The organism is Vibrio sinensis, assembly GCF_003605645.1.
GTDB classification, from domain to species: domain Bacteria; phylum Pseudomonadota; class Gammaproteobacteria; order Enterobacterales; family Vibrionaceae; genus Vibrio; species Vibrio sinensis.
Genome location: NZ_QVMU01000022.1, coordinates 1 through 21244 on the forward strand (window position 1 = coordinate 1; position 21244 = coordinate 21244).

At 43.3% G+C, this 21244-nt stretch carries 20 protein-coding genes; 5 read left to right on the top strand and 15 right to left on the bottom strand.

Features of this window, described 5'->3' with window-relative positions; all coding sequences use genetic code 11:
• The 4 genes from DZ860_RS17900 to fabB all read right to left on the bottom strand — a co-directional run.
• A partial coding sequence (locus tag DZ860_RS17900; RefSeq protein ID WP_279386838.1) for a FimV/HubP family polar landmark protein occupies positions 1 to 2792 on the bottom strand: 2792 nt, incomplete at its 3' end.
• Between the two features lie 234 nt (positions 2793 to 3026).
• Positions 3027 to 4040: an aspartate-semialdehyde dehydrogenase gene (locus tag DZ860_RS17905; RefSeq protein ID WP_120034037.1), complete on the bottom strand. Its 1014-nt coding sequence runs from the start codon at positions 4038 to 4040 to the stop codon at positions 3027 to 3029.
• The gene (locus DZ860_RS17910) at positions 4037 to 5170 is read right to left on the bottom strand and encodes a 4-phosphoerythronate dehydrogenase (RefSeq protein WP_120034039.1); all 1134 of its coding nucleotides are present in this window, start codon (positions 5168 to 5170) and stop codon (positions 4037 to 4039) included. The genes DZ860_RS17905 and DZ860_RS17910 overlap by 4 nt, the downstream gene beginning before the upstream one ends.
• Positions 5171 to 5410: 240 nt before the next feature.
• Positions 5411 to 6622, bottom strand: coding sequence for a beta-ketoacyl-ACP synthase I (fabB, locus tag DZ860_RS17915; protein ID WP_120034041.1), 1212 nt, complete (start codon positions 6620 to 6622; stop codon positions 5411 to 5413).
• A 221-nt stretch (positions 6623 to 6843) separates the two neighbouring features.
• On the opposite strand from fabB, the gene mnmC reads away from it, so the two are divergent.
• On the top strand, positions 6844 to 8862 hold the full coding sequence (gene mnmC / locus DZ860_RS17920) for a bifunctional tRNA (5-methylaminomethyl-2-thiouridine)(34)-methyltransferase MnmC2/FAD-dependent 5-carboxymethylaminomethyl-2-thiouridine(34) oxidoreductase MnmC1 (protein WP_120034042.1): 2019 nt from the start codon (positions 6844 to 6846) through the stop codon (positions 8860 to 8862).
• Positions 8863 to 8967: 105 nt separating this feature from the next.
• Here mnmC and DZ860_RS17925 read toward each other — a convergent pair whose 3' ends face one another.
• Together DZ860_RS17925 and DZ860_RS17930 are read right to left on the bottom strand one after the other, a co-directional pair.
• Positions 8968 to 9492, bottom strand: coding sequence for an NADPH-dependent FMN reductase (locus tag DZ860_RS17925; protein ID WP_120034044.1), 525 nt, complete (start codon positions 9490 to 9492; stop codon positions 8968 to 8970).
• Positions 9493 to 9740: 248 nt separating this feature from the next.
• Entirely contained in the window at positions 9741 to 10004 is a 264-nt protein-coding gene (locus DZ860_RS17930) for a YfcL family protein (RefSeq protein WP_120034046.1), read from the bottom strand.
• A gap of 167 nt (positions 10005 to 10171) precedes the next feature.
• On the opposite strand from DZ860_RS17930, the gene DZ860_RS17935 reads away from it, so the two are divergent.
• Positions 10172 to 12316 carry an LruC domain-containing protein gene (locus tag DZ860_RS17935; RefSeq protein WP_120034048.1) on the top strand — a complete coding sequence of 715 codons (2145 nt, stop codon included), beginning with the start codon at positions 10172 to 10174 and terminating at the stop codon, positions 12314 to 12316.
• Between the two features lie 12 nt (positions 12317 to 12328).
• The gene (locus DZ860_RS17940; protein WP_120034050.1) at positions 12329 to 12823 is read left to right on the top strand and encodes a hypothetical protein; all 495 of its coding nucleotides are present in this window, start codon (positions 12329 to 12331) and stop codon (positions 12821 to 12823) included.
• Between the two features lie 77 nt (positions 12824 to 12900).
• Here DZ860_RS17940 and DZ860_RS17945 read toward each other — a convergent pair whose 3' ends face one another.
• Positions 12901 to 13431, bottom strand: a complete 531-nt coding sequence (locus tag DZ860_RS17945) for an elongation factor P hydroxylase (protein WP_120034051.1) — start codon at positions 13429 to 13431, stop codon at positions 12901 to 12903.
• Between the two features lie 292 nt (positions 13432 to 13723).
• Here DZ860_RS17945 and DZ860_RS17950 point away from each other — a divergent pair, with 292 nt between their 5' ends.
• Entirely contained in the window at positions 13724 to 14347 is a 624-nt protein-coding gene (locus tag DZ860_RS17950) for a trimeric intracellular cation channel family protein (protein WP_120034053.1), read from the top strand.
• 95 nt (positions 14348 to 14442) lie between these two features.
• Here the strand turns inward: DZ860_RS17950 and aroC are convergent, their stop codons facing one another.
• Together aroC and prmB are read right to left on the bottom strand one after the other, a co-directional pair.
• Entirely contained in the window at positions 14443 to 15528 is a 1086-nt protein-coding gene (gene aroC, locus DZ860_RS17955; RefSeq protein WP_120034055.1) for a chorismate synthase, read from the bottom strand.
• A 208-nt stretch (positions 15529 to 15736) separates the two neighbouring features.
• Positions 15737 to 16669, bottom strand: coding sequence for a 50S ribosomal protein L3 N(5)-glutamine methyltransferase (prmB, locus tag DZ860_RS17960; protein WP_120034057.1), 933 nt, complete (start codon positions 16667 to 16669; stop codon positions 15737 to 15739).
• A 62-nt stretch (positions 16670 to 16731) separates the two neighbouring features.
• On the opposite strand from prmB, the gene smrB reads away from it, so the two are divergent.
• A complete protein-coding gene (smrB, locus tag DZ860_RS17965; RefSeq protein WP_120034059.1) occupies positions 16732 to 17262 on the top strand; it encodes an endonuclease SmrB in 531 nt (176 codons plus the stop codon).
• 98 nt (positions 17263 to 17360) lie between these two features.
• Here smrB and flhB read toward each other — a convergent pair whose 3' ends face one another.
• From flhB to fliN, 6 genes are read right to left on the bottom strand one after another with little or no spacing between them, the layout of a single operon-like run.
• The gene (gene flhB / locus DZ860_RS17970; protein ID WP_120034061.1) at positions 17361 to 18491 is read right to left on the bottom strand and encodes a flagellar biosynthesis protein FlhB; all 1131 of its coding nucleotides are present in this window, start codon (positions 18489 to 18491) and stop codon (positions 17361 to 17363) included.
• A gap of 9 nt (positions 18492 to 18500) precedes the next feature.
• Positions 18501 to 19283 carry a flagellar biosynthetic protein FliR gene (gene fliR / locus DZ860_RS17975; protein WP_120034063.1) on the bottom strand — a complete coding sequence of 261 codons (783 nt, stop codon included), beginning with the start codon at positions 19281 to 19283 and terminating at the stop codon, positions 18501 to 18503.
• Between the two features lie 8 nt (positions 19284 to 19291).
• A complete protein-coding gene (gene fliQ / locus DZ860_RS17980) occupies positions 19292 to 19561 on the bottom strand; it encodes a flagellar biosynthesis protein FliQ (RefSeq protein ID WP_120034065.1) in 270 nt (89 codons plus the stop codon).
• A 12-nt stretch (positions 19562 to 19573) separates the two neighbouring features.
• Positions 19574 to 20419: a flagellar type III secretion system pore protein FliP gene (fliP, locus tag DZ860_RS17985; RefSeq protein ID WP_439333161.1), complete on the bottom strand. Its 846-nt coding sequence runs from the start codon at positions 20417 to 20419 to the stop codon at positions 19574 to 19576.
• A gap of 10 nt (positions 20420 to 20429) precedes the next feature.
• Positions 20430 to 20813, bottom strand: coding sequence for a flagellar biosynthetic protein FliO (gene fliO / locus DZ860_RS17990; RefSeq protein WP_120034067.1), 384 nt, complete (start codon positions 20811 to 20813; stop codon positions 20430 to 20432).
• Between the two features lie 3 nt (positions 20814 to 20816).
• Positions 20817 to 21227: a flagellar motor switch protein FliN gene (gene fliN / locus DZ860_RS17995; protein WP_120034068.1), complete on the bottom strand. Its 411-nt coding sequence runs from the start codon at positions 21225 to 21227 to the stop codon at positions 20817 to 20819.
• Between the last annotated feature and the right edge of the window lie 17 nt (positions 21228 to 21244).

Below are 21244 nucleotides of genomic sequence, written 5' to 3' on the forward strand. Positions count from 1 at the left end.
AGATTGGTTTCTTGAGCCAATTCTGGCTCAGCTAGCGTTTCATCAAGCTCAGCTAACGCTTCTTCCTCGCCAAATTCTGGCAATTCAAAGTCATCAAAGTTAAAGCTATCGTCAATATCATCAACAGCTGGTTGCTCTTCCGCAACGGCTGGCTCTGACGCTGATTCTTGCTCTAGTGATTCAGGCTCTAGCTTAAGCTCTTGATCTAGATGAGATTCTTGGTCGAACTCAGATTCTTCACCGAGATTGGGTTCTTGAACCAATTCTGGCTCGGTAAACTCCTCATCATCAATTAACCAATCATCATCTTGAGGTATACCAAATTCATTAGCGATGGCTTCTGATGCAATTGGCTCTGGCTCTGGCTCTGGCTCTGGCTCTGGCTCTGGCTCTGGCTCTGGCTCTGGCTCTGGCTCTGGCTCTGGCTCTGGCTCTGGCTCTGGCTCTGGCTCTGGCTCTGGCTCTGGCTCTGGCTCTGGCTCTGCAGGAGTATTGTTATCTAACTTGCTGCTATCAACTTGTTCTGCATCCGCACTAGGAATACTTAAATCAAGCTCTGACTCAGCATCAGCATCAGCATCAGCATCAGCATCAAAAGAGTCATCTGTAATTTGCTGTTCAATAGCAAGTAATTCGGCGAAAAGATCCGTGCTCTCATCCCCTAAGTCACTTTCATCTTCATCACTCTCATCAGAACTACTAAATAGCTCATCTAATAGATCGGTACTGTTTTCATCCAATTGAGCAAATGAAGAATCTTCGTCATCAGAGTCATCCAGCAATTCATCAAGTAGTGCAATGGAATCCTCGTCGAGCTCTAAATCAAGTTCATCCTCTTCAGGCTCTTCAAGTAATTCGTCCAGCATAGCGAAAGAATCGGTATCTAACTCTTCAGAATTTTCCTCTGTTAAGAGTTCGTCGAGTAATTCGGTACTCTCCCCGCTTAGCTTAGATGTTGTAGGATGAGTTTCCTCTTCCCATAATTCATCCAATACGGATTCGCTATCACTGCGAGACGTTGACGGCGAACTTTCATCAAATAACTCATCAAATAGCGCTTTACTCTCTTGTTCTAATTGAGTGAGATCATCGCTATTATCCGGTAAAGACGGTTCTTTCGTGTCTATGTCGCGTTCTTGCGCTAAATCAACATCTGATGTTGAGCCAAACTGAGATAGTAATGCATCGATGTCATCTTCATCAGATGATGGTTCTAGCTCTGATTCATCATCTGAACTTAAATCAAACTCAGATTCAAAACCAGCAAACAAGTCATCTTCCGAATCTTCCTCTAATGAATCACTGCTGTTTTCTGCCAGCAGCTCATCCAGCATCGACTGATCAAAAATATTGTCATTCGGTTCATCATCCATCTCGCTAAGATCGCTACTTCCAAGTAGCGAATCCAGTTCGTCTTGACTTAATGTTGCCTCGTCTGACAAATCAAAATCGTCTTCACTACTATCTTCAATAACGACATCATCGAGTGCTCGTTCCATCTCCTCAAGGCCAAGCGCTTTCTCCTCGCTATTGACGCTAATGCCATTACTGCTCATATCAAGATCAGCAAGCGCCTCATCGAGGTCGCCATCATCATCAATACCAGCAAAAAGGTCTTCGACATTTTCATCTTCTAGATTGAAGTCGAGGTCTTCATCATTAAGACCGGCAAAGACGTCAAGCTCATCATTTTCTTGCTCATCAAGGGAATCAAGATCATCCGCAAACAGGTCAATATCATCACCGGTATCACCAAATAGATCATCATCAAGAGCAAGATCGTCTTCAATCTCTTCATGAATAGGCATTGGCGGTATGATCGGAGCAATTGGTTCAGCAGTATCTTCAACTGCCTCTTCTTCTTTGCGTCGACCAAGTACAAGGTATGAAATCAAACCAACTAACAACGCAGGAATAATGGCTAAAGCCCCAACAAGCCAACCATTCGATAGTAATTTATCTAAACCTGTTGGCGCATTTTTTTGTTGCTCAGCAATACGTAAACGCTCTTCTTCGAGTAGTTTTTCGACTTCAGTACGAATACGAGATTCATCATCTAGTTCAGATTTCAGCCCAGAAACTTCGTTTTGCACATCTGCAAGCATTAACCGCAAGCGATGATTTTTTTCCTCAAGAGCCAATAGTTCACTTTCAGAAAGCTTGAGTTGCTTTTCCAACAAATCAGATTTCGCTGCGCGTACATCTTCTGTTTTTGAGATAGCTATAGCTGGAGCTAGGGTATTAGCAGGCTTAGGCGCCGGATTGGCTTTTACTGCTTCAACTTTAGGCTTTTCAATGGATTCGGGATCTTTTGGGGCTACTGGTACGTTCTGAGCAACCTTGTTTTGTACCGGTGCTGCATTGCCCGCTAAACGAGCCTTGTGCGCCGCCATGATATTAATCGCAGCTTCCGTTGATACCTGCTGAGCTTGTGCAAGAGATGGAATACGAATCGTACTACCTGGTATCAACTTATGAATATTTTGGCTTTCAAATGCCTGTGGGTTTATTTGAAATATCGCAAAAAGAGTTTGTTGAACCGACACTTGATTAGAAGGACGTAGACGAGAAGCGATACTCCAAAGCGTATCTTGCTTTGTAGTCGGTCCATAAAAACGTGACGGTTCATTCGCATTAGAAAGTGATCGGGATACTGGTTGAGAATACTGCGGCGATGTCTGAATCTCGCCGTTAGGTCCCTTAATGCGAATACTTTCTGCATTTACGATTGATGTCTGAGTCACGGCAGCAACTGCTAAAAGCAGTAAAAGACGCGGTAGAATTCGACGCATATGAGGCTCAGTCTTGTACTTAGTTAACGATAAATAATATGATCTGTTAAATATATCGGATAAAGGTGCCAAAACTATAGGCATAGTGGCAAAAAATGTGTGGCTGACGCAATAATCGCAGTAATCTCACACAATTCATGCTCATCCGATTAAAAAAGCCCCACACAATGGCGAGGCTTTGATTAACATCATCGAAGGTATGCTGCATGTCGCAAAATACCTAGTGCTAAATACCTAGTAGTAGTCACGAATCAGTACTTCAGCAATTTGAACTGCGTTCGTTGCCGCGCCTTTACGTACGTTGTCAGCAACGACCCAAAGGTTAACACCACTGTGATGGCTAATGTCATTACGAATACGGCCAACCATTACGTGGTCTTTACCACCAGAATCACGAACTTGGCTAGGGAAGTCATCACCTTGGAAAACTTCAATACCATCAGTATTCTCTAACAACTGAGTGACTTCTTGAGCATCGATTGGTGCACGAGTCTCTACATGTACCGCTTCTGCATGACCAAAGAATACGGGTACTCGTACACAAGTAGGGTTAACCATGATCGATGGATCATTGAAAATTTTCTGAGTCTCCCAGACCATTTTCATCTCTTCTTTGGTATAACCGTTTTCCATCATCTGATCGATTTGAGGAATACAGTTAAATGCAATTTGATGAGGGAACTGTTCTGGTTCTGCTGGCATACCATTTAGCAGTTTTGCAGTTTGGCTTGCTAGTTCATCAATACCTGATTTACCCGCTCCAGAAACTGATTGGTAAGTAGAGACGTTAATACGTTCAATACCAACAGCATCATGAATCGGTTTCAGAGCCACTAGCATCTGGATAGTTGAACAGTTCGGGTTTGCAATAATATTGCGGTTACGAAACTCTGCAATTGCCTCAGGGTTTACTTCTGGCACAACGAGTGGAACATCATATTCATAGCGGAACTGTGACGTGTTATCTATAACAATAACGCCCTCATCCGCCGCAATAGGAGCCCACTTCGCCGATAATTCGCTGCCAGCAGAAAACAGTGCAATATGAGCTTGAGACCAGTCAAACTCCTCAACGTTTTGTACGCGTGTTGTTTTACCATTAAAGCGGTATGTTTTTCCTTCACTGCGCTCACTCGCCAATAGGTATATTTCGCCTACTGGAAATTTACGCTCCTGAAGCACTTCAATAATAGTCTCACCGACGGCGCCTGTTGCGCCAAACACGGCCACGTTAAATTGTTGGCTCATTCACTTACCTCAACTTGAAAACCTAATTTCGCTAATGGGTCCAGATTACAATCTTGGCTTCCCATTAACTTAACCGCTCCATATTCACGTCTGTCCCAGTAATCTTTACGCATTTGGTCAAAACTACCTGGTTTATGGATCTCACGACGGAATAGAGCGTCATCTTTACGCACATCATAAATTATCTGAGTCAGATTGTGCAGCGTTGCTTCATCCCATGTTGTTTCTAATTTTAGCTGTGGAATTGGAGCAATTGGTAATAATTCACTCGCGGCTGCAGTCAGTGGGTTACCTAAAAATTCACAATAGCTATTAAAAATCATGGTCGTACCGCGCGCTTTACCCTCTAAGCCATAGCCTGCAACGTGCGGGGTTGCGAATGCTAGCAGAGGTAGAAGCTCCATATCAACGTCTGGTTCATACTCAAAGACATCTAATGCAGCAATAAAACCATCATTTTTCATTAAACGACGCTTAAGAGCTTCATTATCAACCACTGGGCCACGTGCAGCATTGATTAGAATCTGATCGCCACGTAATTGACCCAGTATAGATTCATTGATCAAGTGATGTGTTGGGAATGGTCCTGACTTAGTAATTGGGGTATGTAGTGAAATCACATCAGCGGTTTCTAATAAGGTTTCTAAGTCCGTAAAGCTACGAGCATCACCTTGCGCTTGTTTGATAGGATCATTAATCAGCACCTTAATTCCGATGCCTTCCAAACACGTTTGTAGATATGAACCGACTTGACCTGCGCCAATAATACCAACGGTCTTATTAAAGACAGAAAAACCTTCTTGCTGAGCAAGAACCATCATAATACTGAACACATATTCAGCGACGCCAACTTTGTTACACCCTGGAGCCGCTGTAAAGAATATGTTTTTTTCTTTCAACAACTCTTGATCAACGTGATCCATACCTGCCGTTGCAGTACCGACAAATTTGAGTTTATTCGCTTTGGCTATTAATTCAGCGTTAACTTTAGTCACTGAACGAATCATTAGTGCATCAATATCGACCAGATCTTCAGCTGTTAACGAACGGCCTGGTTTAAGAATGACGTCACCTAGTTGACTAAATAACTCTTTTGCGTAGGGCATGTTTTCATCGATAAGGATTTTCATAGCTTCTATTTCTTAGTGAATAATGCTGAGATTGTGCAAAAAAGCAGCCTAAGTGTCGAGCTAATTTCCTTAGTCCAGAAAAGAAAAATGCCCGACATAATGTCGGGCAACAATCCAGAACAAAAGGATCCTAACCCGCTCTCCAGGGGTTAGAGTCTGCGTCTGTTGATTGATTCGTAAACCAATCTGCTCCGGAAACTGGATTCTACATTAACTCACGTTAATGCAGACATTCAGGTATTAAGCTTGGTACTTCTTGATAACAAGCGTCGCGTTCGTACCACCGAAACCAAAGCTGTTTGACATCACTGTGTTCAGTTCTGTTTCACGCATTTCAGTAACGATGTCTAAACCTGCTGCTGCTTCATCAAGATTATCGATGTTGATGCTTGGTGCTACAAAACCGTTGTGCAGCATTAGCGTTGAATAGATAGCTTCATGTACACCCGCCGCACCTAGTGCATGGCCTGTCATTGCTTTAGTTGCAGAGATTGCTGGGCTATGGCCACCAAATACTTCTTGAATTGCACCTAGCTCTTTAACATCGCCAACAGGTGTTGAAGTACCATGAGTATTCACGTAATCAACACTATCTAGACCTTGCATCGCCATCTTCATACAACGAACAGCACCTTCACCAGAAGGTGCTACCATGTCGTAACCGTCTGATGTTGCGCCGTAGCCAACAATCTCACCGTAGATTTTTGCGCCACGAGCAAGAGCATGTTCTAGCTCTTCGATAACCATCATGCCGCCGCCACCAGAGATAACAAAGCCATCACGGTTTGCATCGTATGTGCGTGATGCAAGTTCTGGTGTTTCATTGTATTTAGTTGATAGTGCGCCCATCGCATCGAACATCATTGTTAATGTCCAATCAAGCTCTTCACCACCACCAGCAAATACAATATCTTGTTTGCCAAGTTGAATCAGTTCCATTGCATGACCAATACAGTGTGCAGATGTTGCACATGCAGAACTCATTGAGTAGTTAACACCGCGAATTTTGAATGGTGTTGCTAGACATGCAGAAACGGTAGAAGACATTGTACGTGGTACCATGTAAGGCCCAATACGTTTTACGCCTTTCTCACGAAGAGTGTCGACTGCTACCGCTTGGTTTAGAGAAGACGCACCACCAGAACCAGCAACAATACCGGTACGGTCATTGGAAACTTGATCTTCAGATAAGCCAGCATCTTCAATTGCTTGTTGCATAGATAGGTATGCATACGCAGCCGCATCACCCATAAAGCGCATCTGCTTACGATCAATGTGTTCTGCTGGATTGATTTTTAAATCACCCCAAACCTGAGAACGCAGACCTTTTTCTTTAAACTGCTCAGAAGCAGTAATGCCAGATTTACCCGCTTTAAGAGACGCTAGAACTTCTTCGACGTTGTTACCGATACTTGAAACAATTCCCATACCGGTGATTACGACTCGTTTCATTATGACATTCCTATAATTCTAAAAATTGACGCTCAATGTAGCTAAACCACAATGCGTAAGCTCAGTTTAATGTAAAAAGCTAATCTGTGGTGAAAAAACTATACAATGAACGTTATCACGCCCTGATGATAACTAAGAAGACCATCAGAAGTGGTCAGCTTTCCTATAAAACCGTACAATCTCCTACACTTTATCGGTTGTTTTCACAGTTCTCGGATATTATGACCTCGATTACCAATGCTCAATTAGGCTGGAACGAAGTAGGGACACCTGTTTCTGATCAGTTTGATGACGTTTACTTCTCTAATGTAAACGGCTTAGAAGAAACACGTTACGTTTTCTTAAAACAAAATCACCTACCTGAAAGATGGCAAACTTATGAGCAACGTCGATTCGTTATCGGAGAGACTGGGTTTGGCACTGGGTTAAATTTTTTAGCAGTATGGCAATGGTTTGACCATTTCCGACAACAAAACCCTGATGCGCAAGTTAAAGAGCTGCATTTTATCAGCTTTGAAAAATATCCTTTAAGTAAGGATGACTTGATCAAGGCGCATCAAGCATGGCCTGAATTAGCAGATTATGCCAAACAGTTACAAGAGCACTATCCTATTGCCGTTCCTGAATGCCATCGTATTGTGCTGGCTGATGGTGCGATTACTTTAGATCTCTGGTTTGGTGATATTAAAGACTGCATGCCTATGGTACCCGTTCCTGAACAAGGGCTCATTGATGCTTGGTTCCTTGATGGTTTTGCGCCGAGCAAAAACCCAGAGATGTGGAACCAAGACTTGTTCAATAACATGGCTACTCTGGCAAAAAAAGAGTGCAGTTGCGCCACCTTTACTGCTGCCGGTTTTGTTCGTAGAGGATTGATTGAAGCCGGATTTGACATGAAAAAAGTCAAAGGTTTTGGTACTAAGCGAGAAATGATTGCTGGCCAATTTAATCAGCGTGAAATGAAAAGTAACATCAAACCATGGTTTGCTTGTACGCCAAGTTCTTCACATGATGATATTGCCATCATTGGCGGTGGTATCGCTAGTGCCACACTCGCCAAAACCTTGGTTCGTCGTGGGCAAAGAGTCACACTCTATTGCCAAGATGAACAAGCGGCTCAAGGAGCGTCCGGAAACCGTCAAGGTGCTGTCTACCCGTTACTCACGGGTAAACCGACTCCAGTTTCTCGCATTTTCGCACCCGCTTTTTTGTTTGCTCGTCAATTTGTCGATCAAGCCGCTGTCACTATTAAGTTTGACCATGACTGGTGTGGTATTACACAGCTAATGTGGGATGAGAAAGCAACCATCAAGTTGAACAATATCCTTGAGGGAAATTTCAACCCACTCCTCATTGATTACCAAACGCCAGAGCAAACAGCAGATCGAATTGGATTACCCATTGATCAAGCAAGTGTTTATTACTCTCTAGGTGGGTGGTTGTCTCCTGCGGAATTGACACAAGGGCTTATCGAAGAGCTAAGTTCCAATCCACTGTTTTCTGTTAAGTTCAACCATAAGGTCACAAAGCTTGATTGGCATGAAAGCAAAAATGAGTGGTGCTTGACCTGTGATTCCACCAGTTTTAATCACGATACGGTCATTATTGCTAATGGACATCAGTTCTCTGAGTTAGAACCAACGAACGATATCCCATTAGGACAAGTAAAAGGACAAGTGAGTCATATACCGACTACCGATACTTTAGCTCAGTTGAAAACAGTTCTTTGTTATGACGGCTATATGACCCCAATGAACCCAAATAATGCCCATCACTGTATTGGGGCTAGTTATGATCGTACTCACATCGATAACCAATTCGATGCTGTCGCTCAACAAGAAAATGGCAACAAGTTACGTCACTGCATCCCGAACCAAACATGGCCAAATGATGTCAACACGACCAGTAACCTCTCTCGCCAAGGCGTTCGTTGTGTTAGTCGTGACCACCTACCTTTTGTTGGCGGTGTCGGATTACTCGAAGAAACAAAGCGATGCTACGCGGATTTAGCATCGCAATCAGAGCAAGATGTCATACCCGTACCTCAGCATCAAAACTTATACTGTTTGCTGGGTTTAGGCTCCAGAGGTCTAAGTTCAGCACCATTAATGGCTGAAGTATTAGCATCACAAATTTGTGGTGACCCGTTGCCTTTGCCTGTCAATGTACTTAAAGAAATCCACCCAAGTCGAATGTGGGTTCGACGATTAAAGAAAGGAAAAGCCCTCACTGAGCGCTAGTCGATAATCTAAAACGTTAATATGTAAAAACGCCTCGATTGATTCGAGGCGTTTTCTATTCAATTATCCGTGATTACGTTGAGCTAATCATGAAAACTGACTCTCTTACTTAAGTGCTTCGACTGCTTTTTGCAGTTCTTCCGCTAATTCAATAGAGCGCAATGCACCACTATCTAAGTCGAAATTTTCATAAAAACTGGGAATTGATAATGATGCTTTCAGATCCGCGCCAAAATAAGGAGCAGAGCCCGTCGCCGCCGCTAATACCGATTTTGCACCACCGGGGCCAGGTGAAGTTGCTAGATAAACCGCCGGTTTATTTTGAAAGACTTCTCGCTCAATACGCGTCGACCAATCAAATAGATTTTTATACGCTGCCGTATATGAACCATTATGTTCAGCAAAAGAAACGATCAATGCGTCTGCCGCTGCTATATCAGCCAAGAATGCTTTCGCACCATCAGCCTGACCTATCTCTCTTTCCATATCTTCACTGAATAACGGTACGTCATAGTCATTCAAATCCAATACTTGTACATCGGCATTCTCAATAAAGTTAGCCGCATATATAGCCAACGTTTTATTAATGGATGTTGTGCTTGTTGAAGCACCGAAAACAACGACTTTCATAATGGTATCCTTACTCTTTACTCACGTTATTGTCTATTTAGACTATGCGATTCCTGAGTACTTCACCATTAAAAAGTTTCTACGGCCTTAATCGAAAATTTTGAACAAATAACGTCGAGATAGCAGGGTTAACTGAATTGCTGAAAAAATCAGATGGTAGACAACGGCACCGATTTGAAAATCGAATTATTCTAAATTGAGAATGGGTAACCCCATCTACCAACTAAACAAACTCGTTATCTAGATAGTTAGATATGGTTAACGAGTTCATCCCACAAATCATTGACGACAATACGATCTGCCGGAGTTAACTCGGTACGAGCTGCTTCAAGAGAAGCGTCTACACGAGATTTAAGATCAGCAACATTGACTAATCCATCTTCTTCACAAGAAGCCGCTGAAAGCGAAATATGCCCACGTAAGTAACCACCAGCAAACAACTCATCGTCTGATGCTGTTGATACACGCTCATCTATCAGTCCAAGTAACTTCTCTTCGTATTCAATAATCATCTTTCAAATATGCCTAATTTAGTTTGATTCTCAAAAAGAAAGCAGAGCTTCTCACATTGAGAATTTTAACGCAAACACTACGTATTATAAGGCCTCAACAGGTGGCACAGCCTATGCACTACTACTGGAAACCACGAAAAATATAACATTCACACAAGGATGAGTTGATGAAAACGAACCTATTTAAACACTCCGTTCTATTCATGGCAGTCAGTCTTGGCTATAGCACCAGTGTATTGGCTGAAACACCCTTTACCTCATGCCCGACTCAGGCTTTTTTAATACAGAACCCATCAGGCAAACCTATTGCCTATGGCGTTGATATAGATGTAGGTAGCTATTCCACCTTATCTTGGGAGGTCGGTCCTAGCAAAATCAATGGTGTTGGATTTAGTAAACATGATGATTATATCTATGGCTGGGATTATGGCGCAAAATCATTGACCCGTATTGGCTCCGACTTTGTATCTAATCCTCTTTCAGTCAGTAACTTAGGCATAGCTCCGACTTCATTCTACGTTGGTGATGTCTCCGTCGATGATAACGCTTGGTTTGGTTATCGAATCAATTACGGTCTGTTTCGCATCGACCTAACGACTTTAGCAATGACGCAAATCGCAACGTCGGCCACCATTGGCAAAATCAAAATCCTCGATATGGCGTTTCACCCTGATGACGGTTTCATTTACTCCGTTGATAACAGCGGCTATTTACAAAAAATAAACGCTCAAACCGGGACAAGTGAACGCCTAAATCAAGTTTTGAATAGCTCGACTTTAGGACACAGCTTGGCTTTTGGCGCTCAATATTTCGATGTTGATGGTTATCTCTATGCCAGTAACAACGGCAATGGGCATATTTTCCGAATTACCATTGATGGGAATAGTTCAAGCGCCGAATTCTTTGCTTATGGCCCTTCAAGTAACTCCAACGATGGAGCAAGATGCGCCCTTGCTCCTGTAGAGCCAAGTACCAACACCGATTTTGGTGATGCACCTGATAGTTACGGTACACTTTTCTCATCTGCAGGTGCGCGACATGGTATTACCGATCTCAAGCTTGGAACAGTCATCGATGGTGAAACGGAGGCTTATGCACATCCACTATCTGATGATAGCTCAGATGGAAGTAACGATGATGATGGCATCAGCTTTCCTATCCCACTCGAAATTGGGGCCACCAGTTTCATTTACGCAAATGTTGAGGGGTCGGATGGTGAGGGACTTCTTAGTGGTTGGGTTGACTGGGATCAGGACGGAAAATTTAATGATGATGAGCGCGTATTCAATAGTGAATTTGTTGATGACGGACAAAACACTATCAACATTGCAGTTCCAAGTTGGGCAATTTCAGGAGCGACATGGGCTCGCTTCAGAATTAGTAACACTAGCGATATAGGTCCTAATGGTGGTGTTGGTCAAGGTGAAGTCGAAGATTATCAAGTCAATGTTGCGGATCAGGGAGTTACAGTCGAAAACTATCCCATCGGATCAGACTACACAACTTTTGCCTACGAAGATCAATACCCGAAAGTCGGGGACTACGATATGAATGACGTACTAATGAACGTTCGCTTTACGGAATACAGTCAAAACAATAAAGTCATTCAGCTAAAAATTGAGGGGCAAATTGCTGCATTAGGCGGTGACTACCACTCAGGTTTTGCGATTAGATTACCGGGAATTGCTCCCAATTCTATAAAAAGCGACTCTGTTAAACTCATTATTGGAAGCGAAGTTCAAAGCTCAGAAGTACTTGAAACCGGAACTACGGATGCCGTGTTTATCATCCATGAGGATCTTTGGTCCGTCACAGAAGCTGGGGAATCTGTCAGTTGTAACATGTTCAGAACTGAAAATGGTTGCGGGACTTCCTATCGATTGCAATGGTCTCTAATTGTGCCATTTAGTACTCCGATTGACAGTAGTGCTATGCCTGATTTTCCTTATGACCCATTCATTTTTGCAACACCTGGTTATTACTATGGTGAAATTGGCCAACAAGTTAGCAACGGTAACCCAGGGCGAGAAATCGAAATTCACCTTAAAAATAAAGCACCAACATCCAAGTTCAATACCGGCTACTTCGGAAAAGCTGATGATGCAACTAATGTCGGTGGCGGGGCCTATTTCCAAAATGAAAACGGTCTACCATGGGCAATTGAGATCCCACTAAATTGGCAACACCCACTGGAAACAGTAGACATTTTACAGGCCTACCCTAAGTTTGCGGATTTCGCTCAAGACGCGAGTGGACAAACCGAACCAAGTTGGTACACCAACTCTATTCTCAATAAGATTTTTGTCGACTAAGGAGTCATTAAAATGAATATAACTTACACCGTGTCAGCAAAATGTATTGTGTTATTACTCGTAGGGTTACTCGCTGGTTGTGGCGGAGGTGGTGATGGTGACGGCGGAAGTTCCGGTGGCGGTGGCATTCAAGGAGCCAATGATGACAGTAATAATGGTGTCCAACCCTCATTATCTGTTAGGGACTTAAAAATTGATAAAGAAAACGATCTTAGTTCGGTTTATCAAGTCGATGTCGATGTCGATATATCTGCAAGATCAACCGCTAGAGCTTTCATCTCTATCTGTGATAACTCAGGTGCGCAAGGTGATCTCAAGGCAATCGATTTTGATAACTGTATGATCAAAGGCAGATTAGATCAGGGCATCGGCCAATATGATTTACGTATAGCAAATCATTGTACTGACCTCATCGCGGTAATTTGGATTATGGAGAAGGATCGAGATCCCCTAACCTACACCCTGATACATGATAAGTCGAAAGAACAATATTGGGGCATTCGATAAATACCCCACTTCAGCGTATGCTTGATGATCAACACATGCACTATCAATACGTTCCAGCAACTCCTTGTTGGAACGTATTATTTTACCTGAAACTGATTTATTGCCAATGGTGGAATTTGGTAGAAAGTACGCAATGCTTCAGACAACATTAGCACTCGAGGGGGAATACCTTGCTGCAAGATACTTTCAACTTCATCATGCACCTTACTCATAAATTCCAACCGATTCGGCTCAAAATCACCATTTAAATTATCGCAGCTCACTGAAAAGGGAAAACCTGTACTCACAGCAAGGATCCATTCGTAAGCTTGTGGGCGAATCTCAACTTTTTCGAATTCGGCTTGTACCGTGGCTGTTCGGCCATCAGGTTCATACCAGTAGCCAAAATCTTCCAATAAACGACGTTGTGGCCCAGCCACACACCAATGGGCAATTTCATGTAGCCCTGAAGCGTAGAAACCTCGCGCGAAAATAATACGGTGATACGCAATATTATCGTCTGCTGGTAGATAAATTGGCTCATCTCCACCTAGTTCGAGTTTTGTATTAAATTCAGCGAAAAAAGTAGCATTAAAAATGTTAATCAAGTCTTGGTATTCGTGCTTCATGGCCTAAACAGTAATAGTGGTTCTAACGCGACGCATTCTCGCATCTTTATCTTCTAAGTAAAACCCTCACGATAATAATGGGCATTAGTTTATTTAATCTGAAAGTGGGGTTCACTTGCATAAAATCTCATTCGTCAGTGTGTGAAATTCCCACTAAAATTCTTGCTTTATTTTTGTGATACAGAACACTAAAACTCTGTTTCACGGTTCATACCGCTATCCAGCATATTCCTAAAAATATCTCAAAATAAAAGGAATCGTATCGGTACGGTCTTAAAGCTAGGGGAACTTAATGCTATTAAGCGTTTTATACATCATTGGGATTACAGCTGAAGCGATGACAGGTGCGTTAAGTGCTGGGCGCCGAAAAATGGATTGGTTTGGCGTAATGCTCGTTGCGAGTGCTACGGCAATCGGCGGTGGTACTGTTCGTGATATTTTGCTTGGCCACTACCCTCTTGGTTGGGTTAAAAATCCGGAGTTCCTTGCCATTACTTGTATTGCTGGTGTATTAACTACTGGATTAGCTAAATGGGTGATCAAGTTTAAAGGGTTATTCATCCGCCTTGATGCACTTGGCCTGATTGTATTTAGCATTATCGGTACGAAAGTCGCGATTGGGATGGAACTACACCCTGGAATTTGTATGGTGTCGGCCCTTGTTACAGGCGTTTTTGGTGGCCTATTACGTGATTTGATTTGCCGTCAAACTCCCCTCGTATTGCATGAAGAGTTATATGCCTCTGTTGCGTTAGCGGCATCGGGACTTTACTTGTTGTTACTTGAGTTTGCCGTACCAGATGTAACGGCAACAATGGTGACGCTTGTGTTTGGCTATCTATTACGAATGGCGGCTGTCCGCTTCAAATGGCGTTTACCATCATTCCATCTTGAGAGTGAAACGTCTCTACACTGATCACTTTGCTATGCTAAATATGAAAAAAGGTTGCTCCTCGAGCAACCTTTTTTTGATCTAGACAAATCAACGCTAAAAGATCGAATAACTAAAGACTAAATCTTTGGCGTATTAGTTGTTACGGCGAAGTTCTGACCACGATGGCGCAATAGGTGGTCCATAACCACAATCGCCATCATCGCTTCAGCAATAGGAACCGCTCGAATACCAACACAAGGATCATGTCGCCCTTTCGTGATCAGCTGAGTCGCTTCACCCTCTTTCGTGATCGTTTCACCAGGAATCGTAATACTCGATGTCGGTTTTAATGCAATATTGGCAATAATGTCTTGGCCTGTCGAAATACCACCAAGAATACCACCAGCGTGATTACTGCCAAAACCTTGAGGAGATAATGGATCACGGTGTTGGCTACCTCTTTGATTAACAACGTCAAAGCCGTCGCCAATTTCGACGCCTTTCACTGCATTAATACTCATCAATGCATGAGCAATATCCGCATCTAAACGATCAAAAACCGGCTCACCTAAACCCACAGGAACACTCGTCGCTACAACTTGAATTTTTGCCCCGATGGAATCACCGTCTTTCTTTAGATCACGAATAAGCTGATCAAAAGCGTCAACTTTATCAACATCAGGACAGAAAAACGCATTGTTTTCAATCTCGTCCCAATCGACTTTATCGATAGCGACATCACCCATTTGAGACAAGTAAGCACGAATTTCAATACCAAATTCTTGCTTCAAATATTTCTTTGCCACAGCGCCAGCAGCAACTCGCATTGCGGTTTCACGCGCTGAAGAACGTCCACCACCGCGATAATCACGAACACCATATTTCTGGTGGTAAGTATAATCTGCATGACCTGGGCGAAACTTGTCTTTGATTTCTGAATAATCTTTTGAACGCTGATCGGTATTTTCAATCAATAAACCAATCGATGTGCCAGTCGTTTGCCCCTCAAAGACACCCGATAAAATTTTCACTTCATCAGCTTCACGACGTTGGGTGGTATAACGCGAAGTACCTGGACGACGACGGTCCAAATCTACTTGTAAATCTGCTTCGGTAAGCTCTAATCCTGGGGGGCATCCATCAACGATACATCCTAGTGCGATACCGTGACTTTCTCCGAATGTCGTAACTCGAAAATGTTGTCCGATACTGTTTCCTGCCATTACTTCCTCGATATGTTGCTTATGAGCGAACGACCACTCACCACAATCTTGACTGTTTTTGGTGTTTTCATAGTCGCTTTATTGCGTTTTGATGTAAAGGGTAAATATTCACTAATTCCACATTAAACGCCGATGAAATAAGGGATAAAAAAAACGCCAAGGCAAGCCTTGGCGTTTATAAACAGAGATCACTGTGGGTTTTCACTCATTAATCTTTGTAGTATCGAAACTCTTCAGCGTGAGCTAAGATTTGTTCACGCGTTAGCATAAACACCCCATGGCCACCATTTTCGAATTCAATCCATGTGAATGGAATATGTGGGTATTGTTCCATCATATGAACCATTGAGTTACCGACTTCACAAATCAAAATACCATTTTCAGTCAAGTAATCTGGTGCATTCGCAAGAATACGACGAACAATTTTCAAGCCATCTGTACCCGCAGCCAAACCAAGTTCAGGTTCATGAGAGAACTCTTCCGGTAAGCTGTTCATGTCTTCCTCATCCACGTAAGGTGGGTTAGAGACTATAAGGTTATATGGTACTTTTGGTAGATCGCGGAACAGGTCTGAACGGATAGGGAAAACTTGTTGTTCCATCCCGTGGTCTTGTACGTTTTGCTCAGCAACTTGTAGTGCATCTACTGAAATATCGATAGCATCGACTTCAGCATCCGGGAATGCATATGCACACGCGATAGCGATACAACCGCTACCGGTACATAGGTCCATAATACGTACCGGCTCTTCAACCAACCAAGGTTGGAATTCAGACTGAATCATTTCACCGATTGGTGAACGTGGTACCAATACGCGCTCATCAACGAAGAACTCTAAACCGCAGAACCAAGCTCGGTTAGTTAGGTATGACGTTGGAGTACGATCATTAATACGTTTCACAACGCGCTCAACAATACGTAAACGCTCACTACCAGTTAAACGTGAATTCAGTACATGTGGAGGCACATCAATCGGCAAATACAGCGTTGGTAGGATTAGCTGAACAGCCTCATCCCAAGCGTTATCAGTACCATGGCCATAAAATATGTTCGCTGCGTTAAAACGGCTAACCGTCCAGCGAATCATATCTTGAAGCGTGTGTAATTCTGATACCGCCTCTTCTACAAAAATCTTATCCAAAATTGCCTCCGAAAAGCGCTACAATACTGCCAGTTTCTATTTTCAATGTAATTTAAAATCCCATGAGCAAAAAAGACACCGATCGTGATGACGATTTCGCCCTGTTTCGGGAAGCAGTACAAGGCGTAAAAAAGTTCTCACAGGATACCATAATCCAACAGCCAACAAAAAACAGTAAACAAAAAGAAATCACGCGCACCGCCCGTGAAGCAAGCGATACAGAGTTTTATTTCTCTGACGAGTTTGTGCCGCTACTTAATAATGAAGGCCCAACACGCTACGCCCGTGGTGATGTCTCTCATTATGAGGTCAAACGCCTGCGCCGTGGGGTATATGTACCGGATGTGTTTTTAGACATGCATGGTATGAATCAAAAAGAAGCCAAACGCGAACTTGGTGCCATGCTCGCGTATTGTGTCAAAAATAATGTACATTGTGCCTGTGTTCAGCATGGTATTGGCAAGCATATCCTTAAACAGAAAGCCCCACTTTGGCTTGCCCAGCACCCTGATGTTATGGCATTTCACCAAGCGCCCCTAGAGTTTGGTGGTGCTGGCGCGTTATTGGTCCTTATTTCTATTCCAGAAAAATAGGTTCCAACCATTACTAGCCATAAAAACAAAGGCAGACCCAGTGCCTGCCTTTGTTAAATTGTCTTATCCAAAATTCAGATTATTAAACCTGAACTCCGTTATTTACGTAACTCAGGGGGAATATGCAGCTCTGATGCTTTAATCGACGGTCTCTGTCCACCACGTTTACGATACTGCTTTAACTGGAATACATAAGCCAAGATCTGTGCCACGGCGGTAAACAAACCATCCGGTATTTCCTGCTCTAATTCCGTAGAGTGGTAAAGAGCTCGCGCTAATGGAGGAGCGGGAATCACATAAATATCATGTTCACGTGCCACCTCTCGAATTTTCATCGCCATATGATCGACCCCTTTCGCGACCACTATTGGAGCTCGGTCCGAGTTCTGTTTATAGCGTAAAGCCACCGAGAAATGCTCAGGGTTAGTCACAATAACGTCGGCCTGAGGAACCTCAGACATCATGCGTCGCTGAGCCGCTTCACGTTGAAGCATCCGAATACGGCCTTTTACTTCTGGTTTCCCTTCCGTTTCTTTGTATTCGTCTTTAATTTCTTGTTTGGTCATTTTTAGCTGATTAGCGTGTTGCCAGATCTGAAACGGGATATCAATGGCGACTACAACCAATAATGAGCAACTAATAAGAAAAATAAAATTGAGCAAAATATCGAGAGCATGGAAAATATTTTGCGGATATACGTCAAGACTCAACTGAAATAGATCTTCTTTCGCCGCAGATATGAGATAAAACGCTACGCCGGAAACCAAGGACACTTTAAGTATCGATTTTGCTAACTCTACCCAGCTTTGCATCCCCACCATGCGCTTTAAGCCACTGATTGGGTTCATTTTTGAAAGTTTGGGCATCGCGGCTTCTACCGAAAAGTTCACCCCACCAATACCTGCTGCTCCAACCAATGCTGCCACAAACAAGGTAATCAGTATTAATAACATCGGCAAGATCAAGACGGTTAGAGATCCAAACGCTATCTCTAATAACTTACTATGATTAAATATTTCTTCTCGTGAAAGTGTAAATAGTCGACCCATAAAAGTAAGCAAACCACCGGCGAGAGCACCACCAAACCACATCAATGAGACCGAACCTACCACCAGCACCGAAACGGACGCTAACTCTTTAGACCTTGCAACCTGCCCCTTTTCTCGAGCTTGTTGCAAGCGCCTGGGCGTGGCGTCTTCGGTACGTTCTTGACCATCTGACTCTGACAACTCAGCCTCCTAACAATCTAAGCGTATAAAGCGGCACACTTGCTGCTCTACATCGAGCCAAAGCAACTCATAATGAGAAAATAACCCGCCGATGATGTACCAGCACAATAAAAGACCAACAATCAAAGCAAACGCGAAACCCAATGAGAAAATATTTAGCTGTGGCGCGGCGCGGGTCATTACGCCAAATGATAAGTTAATGGTCAGCAATGCAATAATACCCGACAGCGACATACTCAATGCCACTTTGAACATGATGCCTAACCAAGAAGCAAGTTCACGAAAATCAACCGCAGTTAATGAACCACTGCCAATAGGTAAAGACTTAAAGCTCATCACCACTAGCAAGATCATCTTCAAGTGCCCATCAGTCGCCAAAAAAAACATCGTGGCTAGGAACATAAAAAGCTGACCAAGCAAAGGGGTGTTTTGACCGTTAGCAGGGTCAACCATTGAGGCAAAACCTAAGCTCGACTGCATACCCAATATCTGACCGAGAATGACAAACGTCTGGATCATAAATTGAGTAATCGTCCCCATCGCAACACCGATGATGATTTGCTCGAGCAGAACCATAAAGCCTTGGAACGAAAGCAACTCAATAGTATCCGGAACAGCGGGTAACGCGGGCATGACACCTAGGGTAATAGCCAAACCAAGATAGAGTCGAATTCGGGTTGAAACAAAACGCGCCCCTGTTACCGACATCACCATTAACATTGCAGCGATTCGTGTATAAGGCCAAAAGTAATTTGCTATCCAATCGAGCACGATACTGCTTGGATACTCCATTAGGACTCCTAGTACAATATCTGCGGCAATCGCTCAATGATGGAATAAAAATATTCCATCAGCATTTGCGTCATCCAGTGTCCGAACATCATCAAAGCAAGTAGTGTCACCACCAAACGAGGCAAAAAACTCAATGTTTGTTCATTGATGGATGTGGCGGCTTGAAACACAGCCACCACCAAACCAATTAACAAGCTTGGGATGATGATGGCGCAGACCATAATCAACACCATCCATAGTGCATCTCTAAATAGCTCGACAAACATTTCAGGAGTCATGGCGTTCTCCCGTCAAATTGCAAAACTACTGGCGAGGGTGGAGAGAATTAAATTCCAACCGTCAACCAATACGAATAGCATCAGCTTAAATGGCAGCGATACGATCATTGGCGAAAGCATCATCATACCCATCGCCATCAGTACCGACGCCACCACTAAGTCAATAATCAAAAATGGCAAAAAGAGCATGAAACCAATTTGGAAAGCCGTTTTAAGCTCCGATGTGATAAACGCCGGAATCAACACCGCCATCGATACATCTTCAGGCGCAGTGGCATCCGAGCCTGAAATGTTCACGAAGGTTTCAAGATCTTTTACCCGTGTTTGCTTCAGCATGAAATCTTTCATGGGTATCTGTGCCAAATCAAATGCGTCACGTGCTGACATTTGTTCATTAAGGTAGGGCTGAACCGCTGTATCATTAATTTTATTGAGCACCGGTGACATGATAAAAAAGGTCAAGAATATCGCGATTCCGATAATCACTTGGTTTGATGGTGTCTGCTGTAAACCCATTGCCTGACGCAAAATCGACATCACAACCACTATCCGAGTAAACGAAGTCATTAAAATCACCATGGCAGGCAAAAAACCCAACATGGTCATTAAAGCTAGGATTTGCAGATTAACGGAGTAATCTTCTCCACCATTGGCGTTGGTGGTCATGGTAAAAGCCGGAACGCCACTACCACCACTAAAATTGCCGATGGCTAATGTACTTGATCCGCCTTGTTCTTTATTCATCTCACTGACCGTCACTGACCCACTTGCTGGAGTCGAAGCTGCAGGAGAATCCACTTCCTGTGATGCTATCGCAAAGGTCGAAACCAATGACAATAGCGAGATCAGAAGTAACATCGCAATATGGCTAATTCGTATCATTCTTTTTCAAAAGCTGTGTCAGTTGATTGGCAAACGGACTGGCGGCCAGCTCCTCCTGTGCTAACGGGTGTTCGAGTTTAGAGATAAGTTGTATCGACTGCGGCGTCACGCCCACGAGAAATTGCTCCTCACCCGCTTGAACGATAATAATACGCTCGCGTGTCCCAACGGAGACTTGCTTCACTACACTCAACCCTTTCTGATTATTCATGGTTGGCAAACGCATACGCTTAAGTAACCAAGCCAACAATAAAATCAGGGCAATAACGAATAAAAGCGACCCGAATGTGGTCGCTAAATTCAATTGGTTTTCAGTAGAAGCCCAAACAGTAGGTGAAATCAGTAAAAGCCCAAACGCTTTCCAGTTCATAAACTACCTTAGCTTTTTAATTCGCTCAGTTTGGCTGATAACATCCGTTAGACGAATACCAAATTTATCGTTGACCACCACGACTTCGCCGTGCGCAATCAAGGTACCGTTAACCAATACATCGAGCGACTCACCCGCCAGACGCTCCAGTTCAACAACTGAACCTTGGTTAAGCTGTAGCAAGTTACGAATACTGATCTGAGAACGACCTACTTCCATTGAAATCGTCACTGGAATGTCCAAAATCGTATCGAGTTTACGGCGCTCATCATCAGAAATTGGCGACGATGTATCTTTTAAATCATCTAATTGCGCAGCCATTACTTCATCGACATCGATGTCTGGCGCGTTAGGATCTTCACCTAATGCAGCGGCCCATTCGTCAGCCAGTCTTTGGTCATCACTTATAGCCATATTTAAACCTTACTATT